This window comes from Chitinophaga sancti (assembly GCF_034087045.1).
Taxonomy (GTDB): Bacteria; Bacteroidota; Bacteroidia; order Chitinophagales; family Chitinophagaceae; genus Chitinophaga; species Chitinophaga sancti_B.
Window position 1 is genome coordinate 87,626 of record NZ_CP139247.1, and the last position, 18,275, is coordinate 105,900.

The following is an 18,275-nucleotide window of genomic DNA, read 5'->3' on the forward strand; positions in this document are numbered from 1 at the left end:
AGTCTGGGAGATCAATTCGTCTTACATATAAATATTGTCATTGTAATATAGACTCCCGGATTCACTGACTGTCTACTTACTTTGCTTTGCTAAACCTATAAATGGCATGTAACATAAAGAATCTATTTACTACCGAAGAAGAGCCAATGGATACGCTATTTGCAGAAACATTATAAGAAGAACTATTTTGCTGGTTAAATACATTATTACATTCCAATAATATAGTAATCTTATCTCCGAAAAATTTCTTCCCAATATTCATATCCATAAATAATGGATTAGCAATTGCTCCGGAAGCATACCCCCAATTTAATTGCTTATTACCCGATGCCTCCAATGAAAATCCTTCCGGGAATTTGATAAACAAGTAACCTCCCATATTGAAAGTATGAAAATCAATTACAGTCTCTTCCGTAATATTATATTTACTTCTATTAAATTGATAGCCGAAATTGGGCATAAAGGTCACCCAGCCAACACGAAATTGAGGGTTCATTTTTACAGACACATTCCAGCTATCATTATACTTTTGAACATTATTAGCAAATAAAATATTATGGCTATACTTCGTTCCCATTTCCACCCGGATACTATTTTTTACTTTACCAAATTGCCTGCTCCAACCCAGTTTTGCCTCTCCTGAAAAATTACCATTTGTATTTAAATAGTGGGTTTCCTGTTTTACAGTCCCTAATACATCCTCTATTAAAATAGTATTCACCGCTATATCATGAATATTCTTAGTATACATCCCCCTGCCCCAGAAACTATTTTTCCCGGAGCGGGTAAATTCAGCTATCACCGAATGAGATTGTCCTATTTTTAAATCAGGGTTGCCCACTATAGGGTATTGGATATTACTAAGATCTGTAACAGGTGCTATTTGTTGATAAGTTGGAAACCTTGTTTGTCCTTGATAATTTATACTGAACAACAGGGAAGGCCACTTATAACGAAACTTTAAAACCGGGAAAATTGTGGTCCCGGAACTAGTGGTAGTTGTTTTTAACTGGTTAGGAGAAATAGCTACCCCTAGGGTATATTCAGCATTGCCTTTTGCTAATTGGTAGTTACCTTCTACCTGGTGTTGATAAACTGCATATTTGTATTGACTACTAAGAGAATCTACTGGCAACAATTTCCCATTTTCATCTCCCCAGCTTGTCAATAGGGAATTTTTAGTTATTCGGTTTTGATAAATATATTTCAATTCGAAACTTGCATTTTCTTTTACCGGTTCCACATAGGAAATCGCCAATGAACTATTATTCCCTAGCTCATCTTTATGAATTTGTTGGAATATGATTGAATCTAAATAGGATGTATCATTATAATAGCGAATTTTATCTGCCTCATCAGTTTGATATTTACTATCATTATTATTTAGTGACAATTGGAGCGACAAAATCCTTCCTGGTTTATTAAAGGTATGAGATGCTAAAACACTTCCACTCCAATTATTACTCTTTCCTTCCTGGCTAATGACATTATCAATATCCTTTTTCTGAAACCCAGTCTGGTTCGTAGTCGAATTATTTTGACTAACAGTATTTGTATTGCCAGCAGAAAATTGAACGAGCACCAAATCATTGTCAGTTATTTTATACGCTGATTTCAGGTTCAACTCTTTCATCTTATTCGCACTATAATTAGTACCATTATTCACACTATTGAGCGTACCATTATCAGTAATATCAGTTGACTGTGAAAATGATTGGAAAACAGCACTTTGATTGTTCATCCTGCCTGACACATTCAGCGATAACTGTTTATTAAAATTATAGTGATAACCTGCCTCGCCATTGGTAATAGTCCCATTCCCACCAGCTGCATCCTTATTGTTATTATTTACCATAAAAAAGAGCTGATCTTTGGGGTTATGGAATCCACCATTTGCTGCTATCAGGTACTTATTCTCATTACCTAATCCGCCATCAATTCTAAGGTTATAAATGGTAGATATATCTTTAGGGGTGACAAGATTAATCGTAATATTAGGAACACCATTCCTTCTTCCGGTCAATCTACCTAATTCATCATAGTCATCTACAAATTGAATCTTGCTGATCATATTTGCAGGAATAATGCTGGTCAATGATTTGATATTACTGATCATATATTCCTGTCCATTGATCTTAATTTTCGTCACTTTCTTGCCATTGATAGAAATACTGCCGTCCGGTTCCACATCCAATCCAGGAAACTTTGTAAAAAGATCCTGTACCATCTCATACTTATCATTGATATATTGATCCACATTGAACTCGACTGTATCAAATTTCAATTTCATAGGTGCGGCCGTACCTTTCACAACAAATTCTTTTAAACTCTTAGCACTTGGGTTTAATATCACCTCGTACGGTGTCAATTTATTAATATCAAAATCCAGGACACTGGTGTCATATCCCAGGTAGGTAGTTCTGATTTTGGTTCCTGAATGAGGAGATATCTTTGTACTAAAGAGGCCATCAACATCACTTACGCAGTGTGCAGAATCTTTTGAATTGTACACGAATATATTGGCGCCAATAACAGGGCTGCCAGATGAATCCTTCACTTTGCCTCTAATGATTGAACCTGATTGTGCTTTTAATGAAAGCATTCCACCAAGGAGGATAATGAATAGTGGTATACATTTCATACGTTGGGCTTAATTCAATGGATGTTATATCTTATCAAAGTAATAATACCATAAGATCATATTGGTAGTACAGGAATCATTTTTCTTTAGAGATCCGGCAAAATTTACTACCGACCAAAGTAATCACATCTATTTCACTTCTTATCAAGACAAAATTTGTCACTTTTTTATATTACAAAACCCTCCACTTTGCAATTTAGAAAAAACAGGTCCCAATGAAAATCCTAAGTAGGAGGATTCAGATATTTGTATGTATACTAGTTTTTCCCCCCTTCCTGTCTGTTGCCCAAACAAACGAAATCAGAGGCATAGTAACGGACTCTGCTACTGGCCAGCCAGTAAGAGACGTTACTATCTCTGTTTTGAAAGAGAATAAGGCAATTGCTACTTCATTTTCCGATCAAAAAGGCAAATTTATTATTCAACAGGTTCCTACCGGTATCTATCAGCTATATATTTCCATTATGAGTTATGCATCTTATAATCGGAAAATCAGTATCTCAAAATCTTATACTGATCTTGGCAAGATCTTGTTGAAAAATAAATCCATTACTTTAAATGGAATTGAGATCAAACAATCCATTCCCCCTGTCGTGATTAAAAAGGATACACTCGAGTTCAACGCAAGTAGTATTAAGACCATGCCCAATGCAGTAGTAGAAGAATTGCTGAAGCAAGTTCCGGGCATTTCGGTCGATCCCAGTGGTAAAATAACTGCCCAAGGAACTGCTGTAAAAAGGATTCTTGTAGACGGTAAACCATTCTTTGGAGATAATGTAGCCCTTACGACTAAAAATTTACCAGCAGAAATAATCGATAAAATTCAACTCATTGAGGGAAGATCTGATCAGGCCCAGTTTTCCGGATTTGATGACGGGAATAATGAAAAAATAATCAATATTACCCTTAAAAAGAATAAACGCAGAGGGATGACTGGTGCTGCAGCTGTCGGATATGGTACCAATGACAGGTACGCTGGAAACCTCAGCATCAATAGCTTTAGTGAGAAAGATCGTATTTCAGTAATCGCGAATGCCAATAACCTGAATGACCGATTTTTTAATCCTGGTAGCACCTCTCCAGGCATGGTACCAGGTAATGGAACATCGGATATATGGTCCGGGGCTGTTAATTATAATGTGGAAAAACGAAAAAATCTCCAGGTTGATGGTAGCTATTCAGCAAACCGAAACCATTCTCAGAATAATACCATTAGTGCAAGACAAATTTTCTTACCAGATACTTCCTGGTTGTATAACCAACAATCGTTGAATAGCTCACGTACTACCGAACACGATCTTAGAATGAGGGTCATGTATAAAATAAATACCTCTCAATCACTGTTGATCGCCCCACAATTAACCTACAAAACTAACAATACAATCCTGGACAATAATTACCAATCTTTTAATCAAAATAAAGATACCAGCATAATTGGCATCGCACACAATACAACTCAACAAACCACCCCTAACATGGGCCTTCATGGTTTATATAGGAAAAAGTTCAAAAAGCCAGGCCAAACCTTTAGTGCAGATGTGAATTTCAATACCAGCAAAGACAATGGCAAAAACACCTACCAAACAAAAGATACACATTTATCGCCGGCCTATTCCACTGGCTATAATAGACTTTCTCAAAATGATAATACTGCTAACAATTCGGCATTACGACTTAGCTATACAACACCATTTACAAAAGATCGGGTAATGGAATTATCTTATTCACTCAATAAAAATGTGAATAACCTAACAAATAAAACATACGATCAGGACTCGGTCTCAGGTAAGTATGATAACATCAATGACAGCCTTAGCAATATTTCCAGCAACAAATCGTTGGCCCAAAACGCTGGAATACAGGTTCGCACTAATAAACAGAAATATGATTATTTATTAGGCATAAGCACCCAGTTTATTACATTAAACACTGAAAACACGATTGCACCATCTTTTAATAAAAGCTATATTAATTTTTTCCCTTCCGCCAAACTTAGAATATCTATCTCTAAGGAAAAGGCTATTCAATTTGGGTATAATGGTAGCACTATCTTGCCTACTGCCCAGCAGTTACAACCTTTACCTAACCTGGCGAATTCCTTATTAATACAGGAAGGGAATCCAGACCTCAAACCATCGTACAAGCATAATGTAATGGTTGGATATAACGCATTTAATCTGCAGACCTTATCAGGGTTCTTTACATTTATAACAGGAGAGGTTACTCAGCATAAGGTGATTAATTCAACTCGTTATGACAGCACTGGCCGTCAGTATTCCAGACCTATCAATGAAGATGGAGCCTTTAACCTAAAAGGTTACTTCGCTAACAGCTTTTTGTTAAAACCCATTTCTACCAGGATCAACTTATCCACTGATATTGGATATAATAGGGATATAACCTTGACATATATCAATGCAAAAGAGACCCGTTCATTTGTTCATAATTACAACGTCAATGAAGAATTAAATATCAACTATCGCTACAAAACAATTTTCGACATTAATACTTTGGCCAGGCTTAGTTATACTGGTAATAAATACGATGCTCTTTCAAATAACAATACAAATTACTTTACCTACTATTTATCCATCAACTACAATTTAAATTTACCGGCAGGAATTATAATAGGTAATGATCTACGATATACTGTTAATACCGGAAGAGCAGCTGGGTATAATACGACGATAGCCTTACTGAATGGCTATATTGCGAAAACACTATTTCATCAGCAACAAGGGATGATTAAATTTTCCGGATATGATCTTTTGCACCAAAACAAGAGTATTTCAAGGAATATTGCTGATAATTATGTGGAGGATACCAGGCAGACAGTGCTTCAACCTTACTTTATGCTGAGCTTTACCTGGTTTATCAAAAATTATCCAGCAGGGAAAAGCCAACCTATATCAAACGAAGTTTCCAAACCATCATAAATGGAACTGAGTTATCAATTCTAAAAAGGGCGGGCTTATCCAGGCCTGCCCTTTTACTTGAAATACTATTCAAATATTATGATGATTTTACGCTTTTTGCACTTAATTTTTTACTCAAGAACTCTAATCCAAGCATCCTGATCTTTGCTTATTCGTCTCCTATTATTATTCCCCACCTTGCCTCCATAAAATCTAGCAATCTCAATCCCCTTTCTAAAATATCTTTAGGGGTCCACGCCGGCAACTTACTCACCTCATTCTCTGAATAGGAACCATAACGATAACCTACCTTATTTATATCATTATCCACTTTTTTGCTAAAACATCCATTCTGTAAACTTGAATTTTTAGGCTTCGAAAGTGGTAATAAGTTACCTAAAGAATTAACAAGTGCAGCCCTTTCTCTAACCGAATAAATGTTAAACTCATTTTTCCAACAAGGATCCGTAGCCTTTTGCGGGTATATATGTTCTACCGTAATATAATCCTCCTTTTCAGCTGAGAATTGCTCCCAATTTATTTTTAATCGCTTCGTTTTTGAGATCTCTTTCAGATGAAAATCATACTCAAATAAAAAATATCGTATTCCATTCCAGGAATAAAAACCATCATTCTTGATTTTTTTTGTTGCCTCTTCCCAAAAATCAGAATTTTGAATTGCAACTATTGCATCACTAAAAAATCTCTCCAATTCTGATACAGAAATGATTCCTCTAGCTAATTCAATTGCCTTTCTATCTGAAAAATGAGGATCGAGATAATAAGCACCTAACCGCCATAAATTACAGAACCCAAATTTTTCAAGGGTTTTTAAGAATTTAACTCTAATATTTCTTGTTGACTTTTTTAAATAATATGACAAAAGTAGTGGCTCAAACTGATCAAGTCCCATTCTATATAACCTCTCCAGTAATAATTTCTCTTCATCATCATAATCAGATGACAACATTGGGTTATGAATACTAAACCAGATTTCCACACTTTTCTTCAAGCTGGCTATATAATTATCAATATCCTGAATTGTTAATTTTTTATCATATAGAATCTTTAGGCTAAACTTATTCTCTAATAAAAACTTTGCATAATATTCTCTAAAAAACCATCGTGATCGCCTTCCCCCTCCCAGATATTCATCCAGGTCTAATTCTCCCCCGATAAAAATCATAAAATGATTCATCAGGAATAAATCGTCATGTAAAATATTATCCTTATTTTTTCCCAGATAATGATATACTGCTTTCCAGGTAGTATTAATTCTTTTTCTTAACTCTATTTTTTCATACTCTTCAGCATTAAACTTGGTAGACAAATAAATAAGTCTATTTTTTAGTAGTTCCAAATTTGACAATGGTTTTCCTCTATTGTTCATCGTCTCAAAGGCAATGAACACATCAATATCAGAGGTGATACTATAAATATTAAACAAGAGATTTTGAGTTACCTTTTTAAAAATTACCTCTATCTCTTCAAAACTTAATTCCTTCAAATTCTCAATGAAAAAATCTTTTGCGAAAAATAAATTATTGGTATAAATAGTCTCTTCTTTGGTATATCCATCCGTTGACTGTTCATTAAATACCCTGGTCTTTAAAAACTCATAACTTGGATTATCCTTTTCATACCCGAAAATGTAAGACCTGGAGATTCCTTTATCCTTAGAATCAAAAATATAGCGTTTCCTAATTTCATTAAGGGTTGAATAGTTCAAAGTTTGATTTTCATCAACTACTTCCGTAATTGCCTGAATCAAAATGATAATAGTAGATAATCGCTGCTGACCATCCACTACATAAAATGGTTCAAAACTTTTAGAAGTAATAACCCATTCATCATCCTGCCACTTAGTAAATGTATCTTTGGGAACTTTCTCCAGCGTCAATACACCTACATAATGGTTTTTCCCATCCTCTAACAATCTCACATCACTCCAAAATTCCTTTAATTGCTTTTTGGTCCACGCATATCCCCTCTGATAATCCGGTATTCTATAAATCTTTTCAGTAAATATTTTTGAAACTGATTGTAATTGATTGTCCATAAGTAGAATCGAAACTTTTTTACATTATTACTGTCATGATATTATTATAACATCGCTAGACTCATGTTAACAATTGATTAACAACCATTTCAAAAAAAAAGCAGGCCTTATGAGCCTGCTTCATATAATATTATTACATAAATAACATATCAACCCAATGCACAATTCCTTATCTGCCTTGGACTTACCTTTCCGTCAAATGCAGCTATCATCTTACCATCCTTCCCATAAATAGCAATAAATGGCACACCCGCCGTTTCATAATAATCAGCGAAAAAATTCGAATAATCCTTTCCCATTATCACATTCTTAAATTTATCCAATTTATACTCTTTATAAAACTTCTTCATATCCCCAAACTCAGATGTCGTCACAAAATAGAAATCGATATTCTTCATCTTATCCATATAATCAGCAATTTCCCTCGCTTGTGCCTTGGAGAACACACAATAAGTTCCAAAATAAACAAACACCGCAGGTCTACCACTTTTTATATGCTCTGTATTATAATAAGTAACACTATCAGATAGCAAAACAGTGTAATGAGGAATAGGCTTACCTTCTAATCCTGTTTTTTCAGGTACACGAGCATAGCATCCTGCTAGTAGGGCTGTCAACAACAACAGGCTAAAGTATTTCATATAATTAATTTTTGAAGTCGTGGGTTACAAAATGGAAACACATATGCAATCAAATGTAAAATTGTAACAGGGATTATTTCTTAGGAGGTCGGGGCAAAAAATAGGAGTAACAATACCGGGTGGCGAATTAAAAATATTAATGCAAAATGGAAATTCTGGGTATAGTTGCATAAGTAGAAAACATATTAAGATGCGTTTTTTTGACCTTCTGGGTACCAAATGTGGCGTATTACGATATGAGTATTAACTAAATTTTGGTTAATAACAGTTGCTGTTATTGCAACTTTTTTAATATTTTATAAAATAAAATCATGGAATATATTCTCACTCACAAAGAAACAGGGCAACAATTTTCAATAAATTTAGCTGATGGGGTATCTATTGACAATTTTAAAGAATTGATTAAGGGAGAGAAAGAAATTCTTACACTTTTTAACTTAGACGGAACGTATGCAGGTGTTTTCCCTCCTACATTTTTAGATGATTGTGATATTTCACTGCATGGCAAAAAGGCATCAGAAGGAACAACACTTGTATTACCAAGATCAGGGGAATTAGCAGAATTATTTATTGAGGTTGGTTCAATAATGCAAAAAGCGGCTGAAAATAAAGAAACGTTAATAGATGGTAACAAGATAATTATTAGAGACAAAAACGAGGAGGAGATTTATGATTTCGATTGGGATTATAATACTGTAAATTTTAAATACTTAGATTTTTTACGGGAAACAGGCCTTCCGTATTTAATTCTATCAAAGGAAGAATCTGAACTAATGATAAAAACGGTGCATGCAGCATATTACATCGCCGGCCAAAATGGTGAAATAAGTGATTTGTTTGAGAAGCACTATGACCGTTATTTCAGGAAAAAGAGATAGCGTTTATCATGATAGTTCCTTGAAATATTGATTTATAAAACTGAATACTTTGGGTATTTAAATACTAAATAGGTATTAACAGAAGGTAATAATGAATCTTAACACTAAAATTTACTTTTAAGAGAGAAGAAGTAAAAATGAATTTTGATAGTCTGCTAATAACAGAATTGGGTTTACTTTTCCAGACGGGAAGTGACTGATGCTGAACAAACAGCCAAAGAAAGTAAAAATATTGTCGAGCATTTAAAAAATGCTGGTAAATGGGTTTACTCCTTTGCTGAAAAAATAGGGGTAGGATTGGTAGTCCGTGTAATAGCTCAACACTTAGTATAACCGGTTATAACCTTTTCTATTACTGTTTTACAAATACTCACCCGTTTATTCTCCCCAGGCAGATACAACGTATCATAATACATTGTCCCCTTAGGAGCCGGTATTGATATATCCGGAATTGGAGGCTGCCCTTCATAACACCCTATGCATAAAATTAACAACAATGGAAAAATAAACTTTCTCATAAGTGAGTACATTTCGCGACCTTATTAAAATTATAAGCAAGCCGCATGTACTTACTTAGGAGAAAGCATTAAATAATTAGACCCACCGAAAAAAGTATTCCGTATTATTGCATATAGCATATTAAATAAAAACATGAAAAACATTAAATATTTAATAATATTCTGCTTGTGCTATTCTCCATTAAATATCAAAGCCCAAACGCAGTTCCCACTATATGAAAATGGCATAGTCCCCGGTGCTATCCTCACCAACATTTTAAATGACACCCTTCATGGCAAAAGCTGGCTTACCGGTAATGATACCACCATCATCAAAGCCCGGACCATCATGCCCACCTTGACCGTATTTCGCCCGGATGCAGGTAAGAACAACGGCATAGCTGTACTCATTTGTTCTGGCGGATCCTACCGGAACGTAGCAGATGTACAGGAAGGCATTCCCGCTGCCAAAAAACTATCTGAAAACGGGATTACCGCCTTTGTACTACATTATCGCGTTCCCAGGAGTGATCTAATGGAAAATAAAACAACCGGTCCTTTCCAGGATGTTCAAAAGGCACTACAATTCGTAAGAGAAAATGCTGAAAAATATCAGCTGGATAAAAATCGCATCGGTATCATGGGATTTTCCGCAGGTGGACACCTGGTATCATCCATCTGTACCCATCCTGGTGATATTTACATAAACAATCCAAAACATACCAACCTGAGACCTGATTTTATGGTACTTGTATACCCTGTTATTTCCTTTGCTGACAGTTTAACCCACCAACTATCCAGGCAAAATTTGATAGGTCCAGATATAACCCCTGAACTGGTTGCAAAATATAGCAACGAGCTACATGTAGATGCCAACACACCTCCCACTTACATTACCAGTGCTATTGACGATGATATTGTCAAAGTGCAAAACTCTTTATTATTTTATGCCGCACTCGAACAGGCTAAAGTACCGTCAAATATATTCCTGTACACTAAAGGAGGGCATGGCTTCGGCATCAACAATCACACAGCGGAACAACAATGGATTGATCCATGCCTGCAATGGATTATAAAAGGTACCTGGAAAATGGCTATTCAATAAGCCAGCTTAGCCTTCAAAAAGCTATTTACTTTCCGAAAAACAGCGGGCGTTGCTGATATAAAAGGCGCTTCTATGAATTTATAGGTCAGGGAACTTGCCAGCACTATCAAAATGGTCGTACACGTTATAAAAATCCAATAGTTTGAAGCACTTGCCATGGCAATCTCTCTTAATGATGGTAAACACCATAACCCGATAAATAAAAATATACCATGAATTAGATATATGCTATAAGAAATCTGCCCCAGTAAAAGTGACGGTTTTATACTTAATATACCAAATAAATCATTACCTGCTGCTATCGCAATAAAAGATAATGCAATACAAAGAAATGGTATTATGGAATAAGCATTGTCAAAAAAATAAATTGCAATAAAGAACAGAACAAGTATTAAAACCGACACATATTTAGTTTTTGCAACTTTTATCACGGATTCTCGCTGGCTAATATAAGAGGCAGCTATTCCACCCAAAAACGGGCACATCCTTCGAAGAATTCCAGCTGGATAATGTGTATAAATAACAAACAAAAAGACCAAAAGCCCCAGGATGCATAAAAAAAGAACAAAATAACTAACCTTCTTTCTAAAGATAAGCAACGCCCAAACAGGTAAACTAAGGTAGAACACCCACTCAAATGCTAAACTCCAAATAACCCTGGCAACAATAAACCTTGTCAATGGATACCCATTAATATCTTGTTGTCCAAAAAAGAACAATTCAACAAACCTTATTAACAAAATACCAAAAGGCTCATTCAATTTCCACCCAGTTTCTATCATCACTATTACCATGATCGTAACAGCCACACATACATACAACGGATAAATTCTTAAAACCCGGCCTATATACAATTTTAGCCAGTCTATTTCCCCCTTGCTGGTTCTTATTTTGGTAAAAAACAAGAATGCCGTTATCATAAAGAATAGACTCACGCTAGTAGGTCCTAAATGGTTATAAAATCTCGAAGGTGGATACGTCCATTTTGCCGTTATAAGGAACACATACCAGATCATAAAATGATGAAATACGACCCCTAAGGCCAAATACCCCCTTAAACCATCAATGGAGTTATAACTTCTATCTGGTAATTTTACTTTGATTATTTTATTAAATAAAAAAAGAGTAATGGCTGCAATGGTAATTACAACAAAAAAGAGGTAAACATTAAATATTCCCATTTTACAGAATTAATAGGTGTATGTGAAATACAATAACGTATAATTCTTTTCTCAATGCTACTTTTCCAAAGGATGCTTCTGATTGTCTTTTACATAAAGAAAATCAATAAAGAAAAGCATAAATACCAATTCAACCACAGTTATAAAAAGCTGGTATCTCAATAAACTAGCTGACGCAATAATAATAAACCCAAAATTCAACAACCACAATATACTTATCATCAGAATCCCCTTAAAATAAGGCGCCTTCATGCGCCTATATCCTTTCAATACATAAAAACCGATACCTGTAATAATGAAAATAAAATGAATCAACATATTGATTACCGGGTAAAATGTAAAAAGCGTCGTCCGAAATACTACATTTTTCCTGGGAGCTGTCAGAGAAATCTTTCCAAACCAATTCTTTGCTATCCCACCCAAAGTATCGGGTAAAAAGGTAAAAGGATTATAATCGTCATAATAAACTTCTGGATATGGTAACATGTATATCCATATGTTCGGTACTACAAAATTCTTAGCATATGTAAACGGGTAACTTTTTAGGATGAACTTGCCGTATTCATCATACAAAGGAGCCATTTTCGAAAAGTTTTTTATACTAAGAACATAAAATATTGAATCCATCCCTAACTTCTTCTCCTGGTAAGAGATCAAAGGAGAATTAAACATAAACATATAATAGCTGCCCCACGAAGGATCTGGAGTAAATAACGAAATTTGATACTTTTTGGTTTTATAAAACTGCCTCACTTCTTTATCCAGTTCCTTAAATTTTACAGGAACAGCCTTTTTTTCATTTTCAGGTACATGTTCATATACATACAAAGCATTACTCGCCACCTTCCAACTTTCAAATGGAGAAAACTGCCTCACACCATAAATACGCTCATTTAAATGTGTAGTATAAAGAATAAACCCACCCACCAATAAGAACTGAAAACAAATTCCAAATATCTTAACACCTAGCCTTAACTGGCTAAAAAATAATGCTACACAACCTATTATTGGATAATACATCGCACTATGGCGCATACTGAATGTAACAAACAATAAAAGCGCCTGTGTAATCACCATCCATACCTGCGGCCGGAAAATAATCCAAAACAAATTAATTATCCATACCAGGCTAAGTCCTAAAAACAATGCATCAGAAAGCACCAAATTGCAGGTATACAGATAAATAGGATTTAAAAAAATCAAGACAAACAATATATTGGAAGATAACCTGCTCAAATAGAAAAAATAACGCACTGAAAAGAAGAAAAATAAAAAGCATACCTCTAGTATAACAAACTGTAATATCAACAAGGCATTTACTGCATGTGTAAACATCCCAATCAACTTGATAAACTTTGAATACCCTATCGGCCAGGCACTCACGTCTTCATTAGACGTTGCACCCATAATATAATAATAGGAATCAAAAATAATATTAGGATTAGGATAAAAATATTTAAATAAGAACCAACTCACTATACATATTGCAATAGCTATCCATGCATACAATCTATTCACTGGATCTTTCAACACATAGGATATAAAGTCAGGTGTGGGGGATTGAACAAATGTTGGCATGTTTGGGAAATTTGGGATGAACTGTTGGGCTATCAAACACTTTCCTAAGATAAAAAAATTCCTTCAGATCCCGGATATTCAATTTATTTGACACCGCCATCATATTTCAGGGATAGTTATTTTATTTGTATTTCCTAATCCATTCGCCGGCAGGAACCATTGACGAGTTAACCTGGATAAAATTTGTAACCCATTCATTGCCCCTTTTAAAAGACATCCGTATGCAAGACCTTCTAAAAAGTATTGATGACGGCACTACTTTACAAACAAATACCAAAAAAGAGATTAAAAGGCTGTCTGTTATTATACCTGCATACAATGAAGAAAATACTATTCCCCAGATTTTGGATAAGATCAGGAATGTAAGACTCATTCATGACATTGAAAAAGAAATCATTATCATTAATGACTGTTCTATTGACAGCACTGAGAAAGTGATACAATCATATATGTCTGCATGTAATGACACAATTATTAAATACTTCGCCCAACCTGTCAATAGTGGAAAAGGCGCTGCTATTCATACTGGTATCATGCATGCCACTGGAGAATTTCTTTTAATCCAGGATGCGGACCTGGAATACGACCCCTATGAATACAATACTTTGCTCAAACCTATTGTACATGGTTTTGCAGATGTTGTATATGGCTCCCGCTTTATGGGTGGCAGTCCTCATCGTATTCTATTCTTCTGGCATACCATCGGGAATAAGGTGCTTACATTCCTTTCAAATATGTTTTCCAACCTGAATTTAACAGATATGGAAACAGGATACAAAGTATTCCGGACAAATATTATACAACAAATCCCACTACAAGAAAAACGTTTTGGTTTTGAGCCGGAAGTAACACTAAAAATTTCCAAAGTGCCCAGGATCCGGATTTACGAGGTAGGTATCTCTTATTATGGCCGAACCTACCAGGAGGGTAAAAAGATTAACTGGAAAGACGGTGTCAGAACTATTTACTGTATCCTTAAATACGGCATAGTGAGCAAATCAATCAAAAACCAAGCTATCCCTAAACAGGCATAAACATGGCAAGATCTACAATTGATGAAGTAGGAAAGTCTACGTTGGAACATCTCAGCATTGCTGACCGGTTAAACGATTGGATGTTTGAAACCATTCAACCCCATGTAAAGGGCCGTATCCTGGAAATAGGTAGCGGCATTGGAAATATCACTGCCTGCTTTATTAACCATGGCATTCCTCTTTGCGTGAGCGACTACAGCGATCACTATTGCAGCCTGTTAGATCAGAAATTTTTGAATGAACCACTTATTGAAGGCATCTTCCAAATCGATCTTGCTGATAAAGATTTTGAATCCCGGTATAGCTCATTAATTGGGCAGTTTGACAGCATTTTCGCACTGAATGTAGTAGAGCATATTGAGGATGACCATTTAGCTATCGCTAACTGTAAAAAAATGTTAGCCCCAGGGGGGCATCTTATTATCCTGGTTCCCGCCTGGCAATTATTATACAATGGATTTGATAAGGAACTGGAGCACTTCAGGCGTTATACCAAAAAGACCGTCACAAAACTATTCAGATCCCAGGGATTAGAAATCCTCAAAACCTGGTACTTTAACCTGGCAGGCATTTTAGGTTGGTTTGTTTCAGGAACTATCTTGCGAAAGAAAACCTTACCCGCCGGCCAACTTACGGTCTATAACAAATTGGTGCCGATCTTTAAAATTGCGGATCGTCTTACATTTAACCAGCTAGGCCTCTCAGTTATTATTGTTGGAAGAAAGAATGGGTAGGCGCTAGCACTTTCTTTAACATATTCATCATATAGACATTGATATCCCACTGACTATAGTCAAAGACCATATAAGGATATGGGCCGAATTCAGGTGTGATAGTTAATGTGGATTGATCACTATGTTTTCCTGCTATTTGCTTCCACCAGGCTAGATGTACCTGGACTGCCTGTTGCCACTTTTCCTGGCGGGGATCCGGAATCTGTGGTCCTTCCGGGAATCCTACTCTTGCATGAATATGTGCTGCCCTGTTAATAGCCAATTGCACTGTTTCCTCCTGGTCTTCCAGGTAGGATTCTGCTACAGCCACCCAATGAGAAATGTCAAATGTGAGCCTTAAATCAGGGTTAGCTAACAGGTAATTTTTAGTTATATGAGCCGCAAAACTGAATTTGCCACGATGCATCTCGTGCACCACATCATCACCGGCTAACTTAATAAGCGCATTATTCTCCTCCATAGAAAAAATGTCCCTACCTGTCTGGGAGTTTATTTTAACAGAAGGATATTGCCGTATTCTCTCCAGCCAGGTTCCATATTGATCATAATGCGCATTAAAATCTGGAGTACTGGTATCAAAATGTTGTGGGAGCATTTTTAAGGCATACCTTTCTGCCAACTCCCATACTTCATCCAATACCTGGTCAGGAGTGTTTGCTGTAATAGCATACTCAATACCATCATAACCCGCTGCCTTTACATTGTTCATAAAAGCCTCCCAGGTGAAGTGTTCACTCCCCCACCGCGGACAAAAAAATTGCAATTTCACGATATGGTAGTTTTGATGATGAGTTTTTCCGGTCTTAAATAAGGCCGGTTCATATCCACGGTTCCTTTATATGCATAAGGATCTTTCCCTGCCACTAAAACAATATCCCTTAAATCTTCAGTAGCCGGTAAGTGACCATCCTGGTCCCAGGGTAACATAGAATCAGCGCTCATGTAATGATTCACCAGGGCGGTTCTAAAACAATCCTTCGTCTTGTTCCTACGAGAGCTATGCAAGGTATAACCATGGAAAAATACCACGGAACCTGATTTTACTTCTACAGGTATGGCATCTTTTGCAAAAGGCGTCACATCAATGGTATCCACATCTGCATATTCAGAGCTATTATTCTCCACCCGCCTCATCATATACTTTGGTTTTCCTGGAATAATCCATAGACAACCATTTTCAACAGTCGCATCGTCTATGGCAATCCAAACTCCTGTCAGGGACCTATCCCTGGTAGGAATATAAAACTCATCCTGGTGCCATGACTGGCCTGCCTTACCTGGTCCCTTCACAAAAAGCATAGACTGCATACATTTTACATCAGGACCTATTATTTGCGTTAATACATCCACTACTCCCCTATGAAAGAGTGCTTTATGAATTACAGGCGAAATCTTATGGGGAAAGTGGATCGCTACATACTTCTTCAATACCTCCTGGTCGCTTATATCACTATCCATTTCAATCATTCCTTCTACCTGCCCCCTTTTACCACTGAAAATATTTGCAGTTTCTTCTCTGAGTGCAGCGATTTCATCAGCGCTAAATAAATCTGGCACAACAAGAAAACCTGTTTCCTGGTAAGCTTGTATATATGTCAAGGTACTCATATAAATAAAGTTTCAATTTCTTCTAATGATTTCCCTTTCGTTTCAGGGATACTTGTAATCACAAATACAAATGCTATAACACAGCACAATGCATAAATACCCAGGGTAAGCGAGGTACTGAAATATGCCGTCATTACGGGAAAACTATAACTAATCAAAAAGTCAGATAACCAAAGTGCGAAGGTGGATATGGACATCGCCAACGCCCGGATATTATTGGGGAAGATCTCTGAAAGATACACCCAGGTCACCGCTCCTAAAGTGCAACCAAAGCTTGCAACATATACCAATACAGAAACCAGGATAAGATAATACTTATAAAACTGGAAGTAAAAACATATGGATACTACAATTAAAGAAAGCCCCATTAAGATACTTCCATTCAATAAGAAACGTTTACGTCCTACCTTATCAACCAATCCAATGGCAATAAATGTAGACAAAACATTTACAATCCCAATAATAATTGTATATAATAATGAATCATTATTACCTAACCCTGTTTGATTGAAAATAACGGGGGCATAATATAAGATCGCATTAATACCCGTTACCTGTTGAAATACGGCAAGCAAAATGCCCGCTATCATCACCTTCACATATCTTTTCTCAAACAAACGAACAAAAGAGCTCTTTTCATTTTCTCGGAAACTTTCTTTTATCTGTTGTAGCTCCTGTTGTAATTGATCTGTATAGGTAATCTTTTGAAGAATCTGCATGGCCTGGGACATCCGCTCTTTTCCAACCAACCACCTTGGAGTTTCTGGCACGAGTAACAATAAACACAAAAATATAAATGAGGGTACCACCTGCGATCCGAACATCCAGCGCCAGTTATTCTCACCTATATTATTCAATGCATAATTTGTAAAATAAGCCAGTAAAATCCCTGTTACAATAGCCAGCTGATACAATGCCACCAACTTGCCTCGCTTATCTGCAGGAGCGATTTCTGCAATATACATGGGCGAAACCATTGCAGCTGCTCCTACCCCTAATCCGCCTATAATCCTGAATAGAATAAAACTAAAAAGCTTGTGAGAAAGCGCGGCCCCTGCACCTGATAAAGCAAATAACAAAGCACATACAATGAGTGCCATCCGCCTTCCATATTGATCTGCCAAATATCCGGCAGATAAAGATCCTATCGCACATCCCACCAACCCGGAGCTCACAGCCCATCCTAATGTAACGGCATTCAGCTTAAAGTAATCCTGGATATATGGGATAGCACCTGAAATAATAGCTGTATCAAAACCAAACAGTAGACCGCCAAGGGCTGCTGTTATACTTATAAGTACAACAAAACGACTATTCATAAATTGAAGGTAGGCTCTTGCCCCTCCTTCGAATACTACTTTATTATTGAAAACATAAACAATATTAAATGTGAGTATTCCAGGA

The 18,275-nt window shown here is 36.2% G+C and carries 13 protein-coding genes and 1 pseudogene; 5 read left to right on the forward strand and 9 right to left on the reverse strand.

Annotated features, from left to right (window positions below; all coding sequences use genetic code 11):
• Positions 1-76: 76 nt before the first annotated feature.
• Together SIO70_RS00335 and SIO70_RS33280 are read right to left on the reverse strand one after the other, a co-directional pair.
• A complete protein-coding gene (locus SIO70_RS00335) occupies positions 77-2,353 on the reverse strand; it encodes an outer membrane beta-barrel protein (protein WP_320578373.1) in 2,277 nt (758 codons plus the stop codon).
• A 15-nt stretch (positions 2,354-2,368) separates the two neighbouring features.
• Positions 2,369-2,641, reverse strand: a pseudogene (locus SIO70_RS33280) (carboxypeptidase-like regulatory domain-containing protein); the annotation flags it as partial.
• A gap of 215 nt (positions 2,642-2,856) precedes the next feature.
• Here SIO70_RS33280 and SIO70_RS00340 point away from each other — a divergent pair.
• Positions 2,857-5,577, forward strand: coding sequence for an outer membrane beta-barrel protein (locus SIO70_RS00340; protein ID WP_320578376.1), 2,721 nt, complete (start codon positions 2,857-2,859; stop codon positions 5,575-5,577).
• Positions 5,578-5,725: 148 nt separating this feature from the next.
• Here the strand turns inward: SIO70_RS00340 and SIO70_RS00345 are convergent, their stop codons facing one another.
• Together SIO70_RS00345 and SIO70_RS00350 are read right to left on the reverse strand one after the other, a co-directional pair.
• A complete protein-coding gene (locus tag SIO70_RS00345; RefSeq protein WP_320578378.1) occupies positions 5,726-7,615 on the reverse strand; it encodes a DUF262 domain-containing HNH endonuclease family protein in 1,890 nt (629 codons plus the stop codon).
• Between the two features lie 149 nt (positions 7,616-7,764).
• Positions 7,765-8,256, reverse strand: coding sequence for a TlpA family protein disulfide reductase (locus tag SIO70_RS00350; RefSeq protein ID WP_083730375.1), 492 nt, complete (start codon positions 8,254-8,256; stop codon positions 7,765-7,767).
• 311 nt (positions 8,257-8,567) lie between these two features.
• Between SIO70_RS00350 and SIO70_RS00355 the strand changes: the two genes are divergently transcribed.
• Positions 8,568-9,134 carry a hypothetical protein gene (locus SIO70_RS00355; RefSeq protein ID WP_320578381.1) on the forward strand — a complete coding sequence of 189 codons (567 nt, stop codon included), beginning with the start codon at positions 8,568-8,570 and terminating at the stop codon, positions 9,132-9,134.
• Between the two features lie 651 nt (positions 9,135-9,785).
• A complete protein-coding gene (locus tag SIO70_RS00360; protein ID WP_320578383.1) occupies positions 9,786-10,736 on the forward strand; it encodes an alpha/beta hydrolase in 951 nt (316 codons plus the stop codon).
• On the opposite strand, the gene SIO70_RS00365 is transcribed toward SIO70_RS00360, so the two are convergent.
• Positions 10,730-11,917 carry an acyltransferase gene (locus SIO70_RS00365; protein WP_320578385.1) on the reverse strand — a complete coding sequence of 396 codons (1,188 nt, stop codon included), beginning with the start codon at positions 11,915-11,917 and terminating at the stop codon, positions 10,730-10,732. The genes SIO70_RS00360 and SIO70_RS00365 overlap by 7 nt on opposite strands.
• 57 nt (positions 11,918-11,974) lie before the next feature.
• On the reverse strand, positions 11,975-13,495 hold the full coding sequence (locus tag SIO70_RS00370; protein ID WP_320578387.1) for a hypothetical protein: 1,521 nt from the start codon (positions 13,493-13,495) through the stop codon (positions 11,975-11,977).
• A gap of 221 nt (positions 13,496-13,716) precedes the next feature.
• On the opposite strand from SIO70_RS00370, the gene SIO70_RS00375 reads away from it, so the two are divergent.
• Together SIO70_RS00375 and SIO70_RS00380 are read left to right on the forward strand one after the other, a co-directional pair.
• Complete coding sequence (locus tag SIO70_RS00375) at positions 13,717-14,529, forward strand: glycosyltransferase family 2 protein (RefSeq protein ID WP_320578389.1); 813 nt, start codon at positions 13,717-13,719, stop codon at positions 14,527-14,529.
• Positions 14,530-14,531: 2 nt separating this feature from the next.
• Positions 14,532-15,263, forward strand: a complete 732-nt coding sequence (locus SIO70_RS00380) for a class I SAM-dependent methyltransferase (protein ID WP_320578390.1) — start codon at positions 14,532-14,534, stop codon at positions 15,261-15,263.
• Here the strand turns inward: SIO70_RS00380 and SIO70_RS00385 are convergent.
• Genes SIO70_RS00385 through SIO70_RS00395 form a run of 3 tightly spaced genes read right to left on the reverse strand, consistent with a single transcriptional unit; the run spans position 15,238 to position 18,190 of the window.
• Positions 15,238-16,032 carry a sugar phosphate isomerase/epimerase gene (locus SIO70_RS00385; protein WP_320578392.1) on the reverse strand — a complete coding sequence of 265 codons (795 nt, stop codon included), beginning with the start codon at positions 16,030-16,032 and terminating at the stop codon, positions 15,238-15,240. The two genes, SIO70_RS00380 and SIO70_RS00385, sit on opposite strands and share 26 nt — an antisense overlap.
• On the reverse strand, positions 16,029-16,871 hold the full coding sequence (locus tag SIO70_RS00390; RefSeq protein ID WP_320578394.1) for a phytanoyl-CoA dioxygenase family protein: 843 nt from the start codon (positions 16,869-16,871) through the stop codon (positions 16,029-16,031). Before SIO70_RS00390 ends, SIO70_RS00385 begins: the two co-directional genes overlap by 4 nt.
• On the reverse strand, positions 16,868-18,190 hold the full coding sequence (locus SIO70_RS00395; RefSeq protein WP_320578396.1) for a sugar porter family MFS transporter: 1,323 nt from the start codon (positions 18,188-18,190) through the stop codon (positions 16,868-16,870). Before SIO70_RS00395 ends, SIO70_RS00390 begins: the two co-directional genes overlap by 4 nt.
• Positions 18,191-18,275 lie beyond the last annotated feature (85 nt).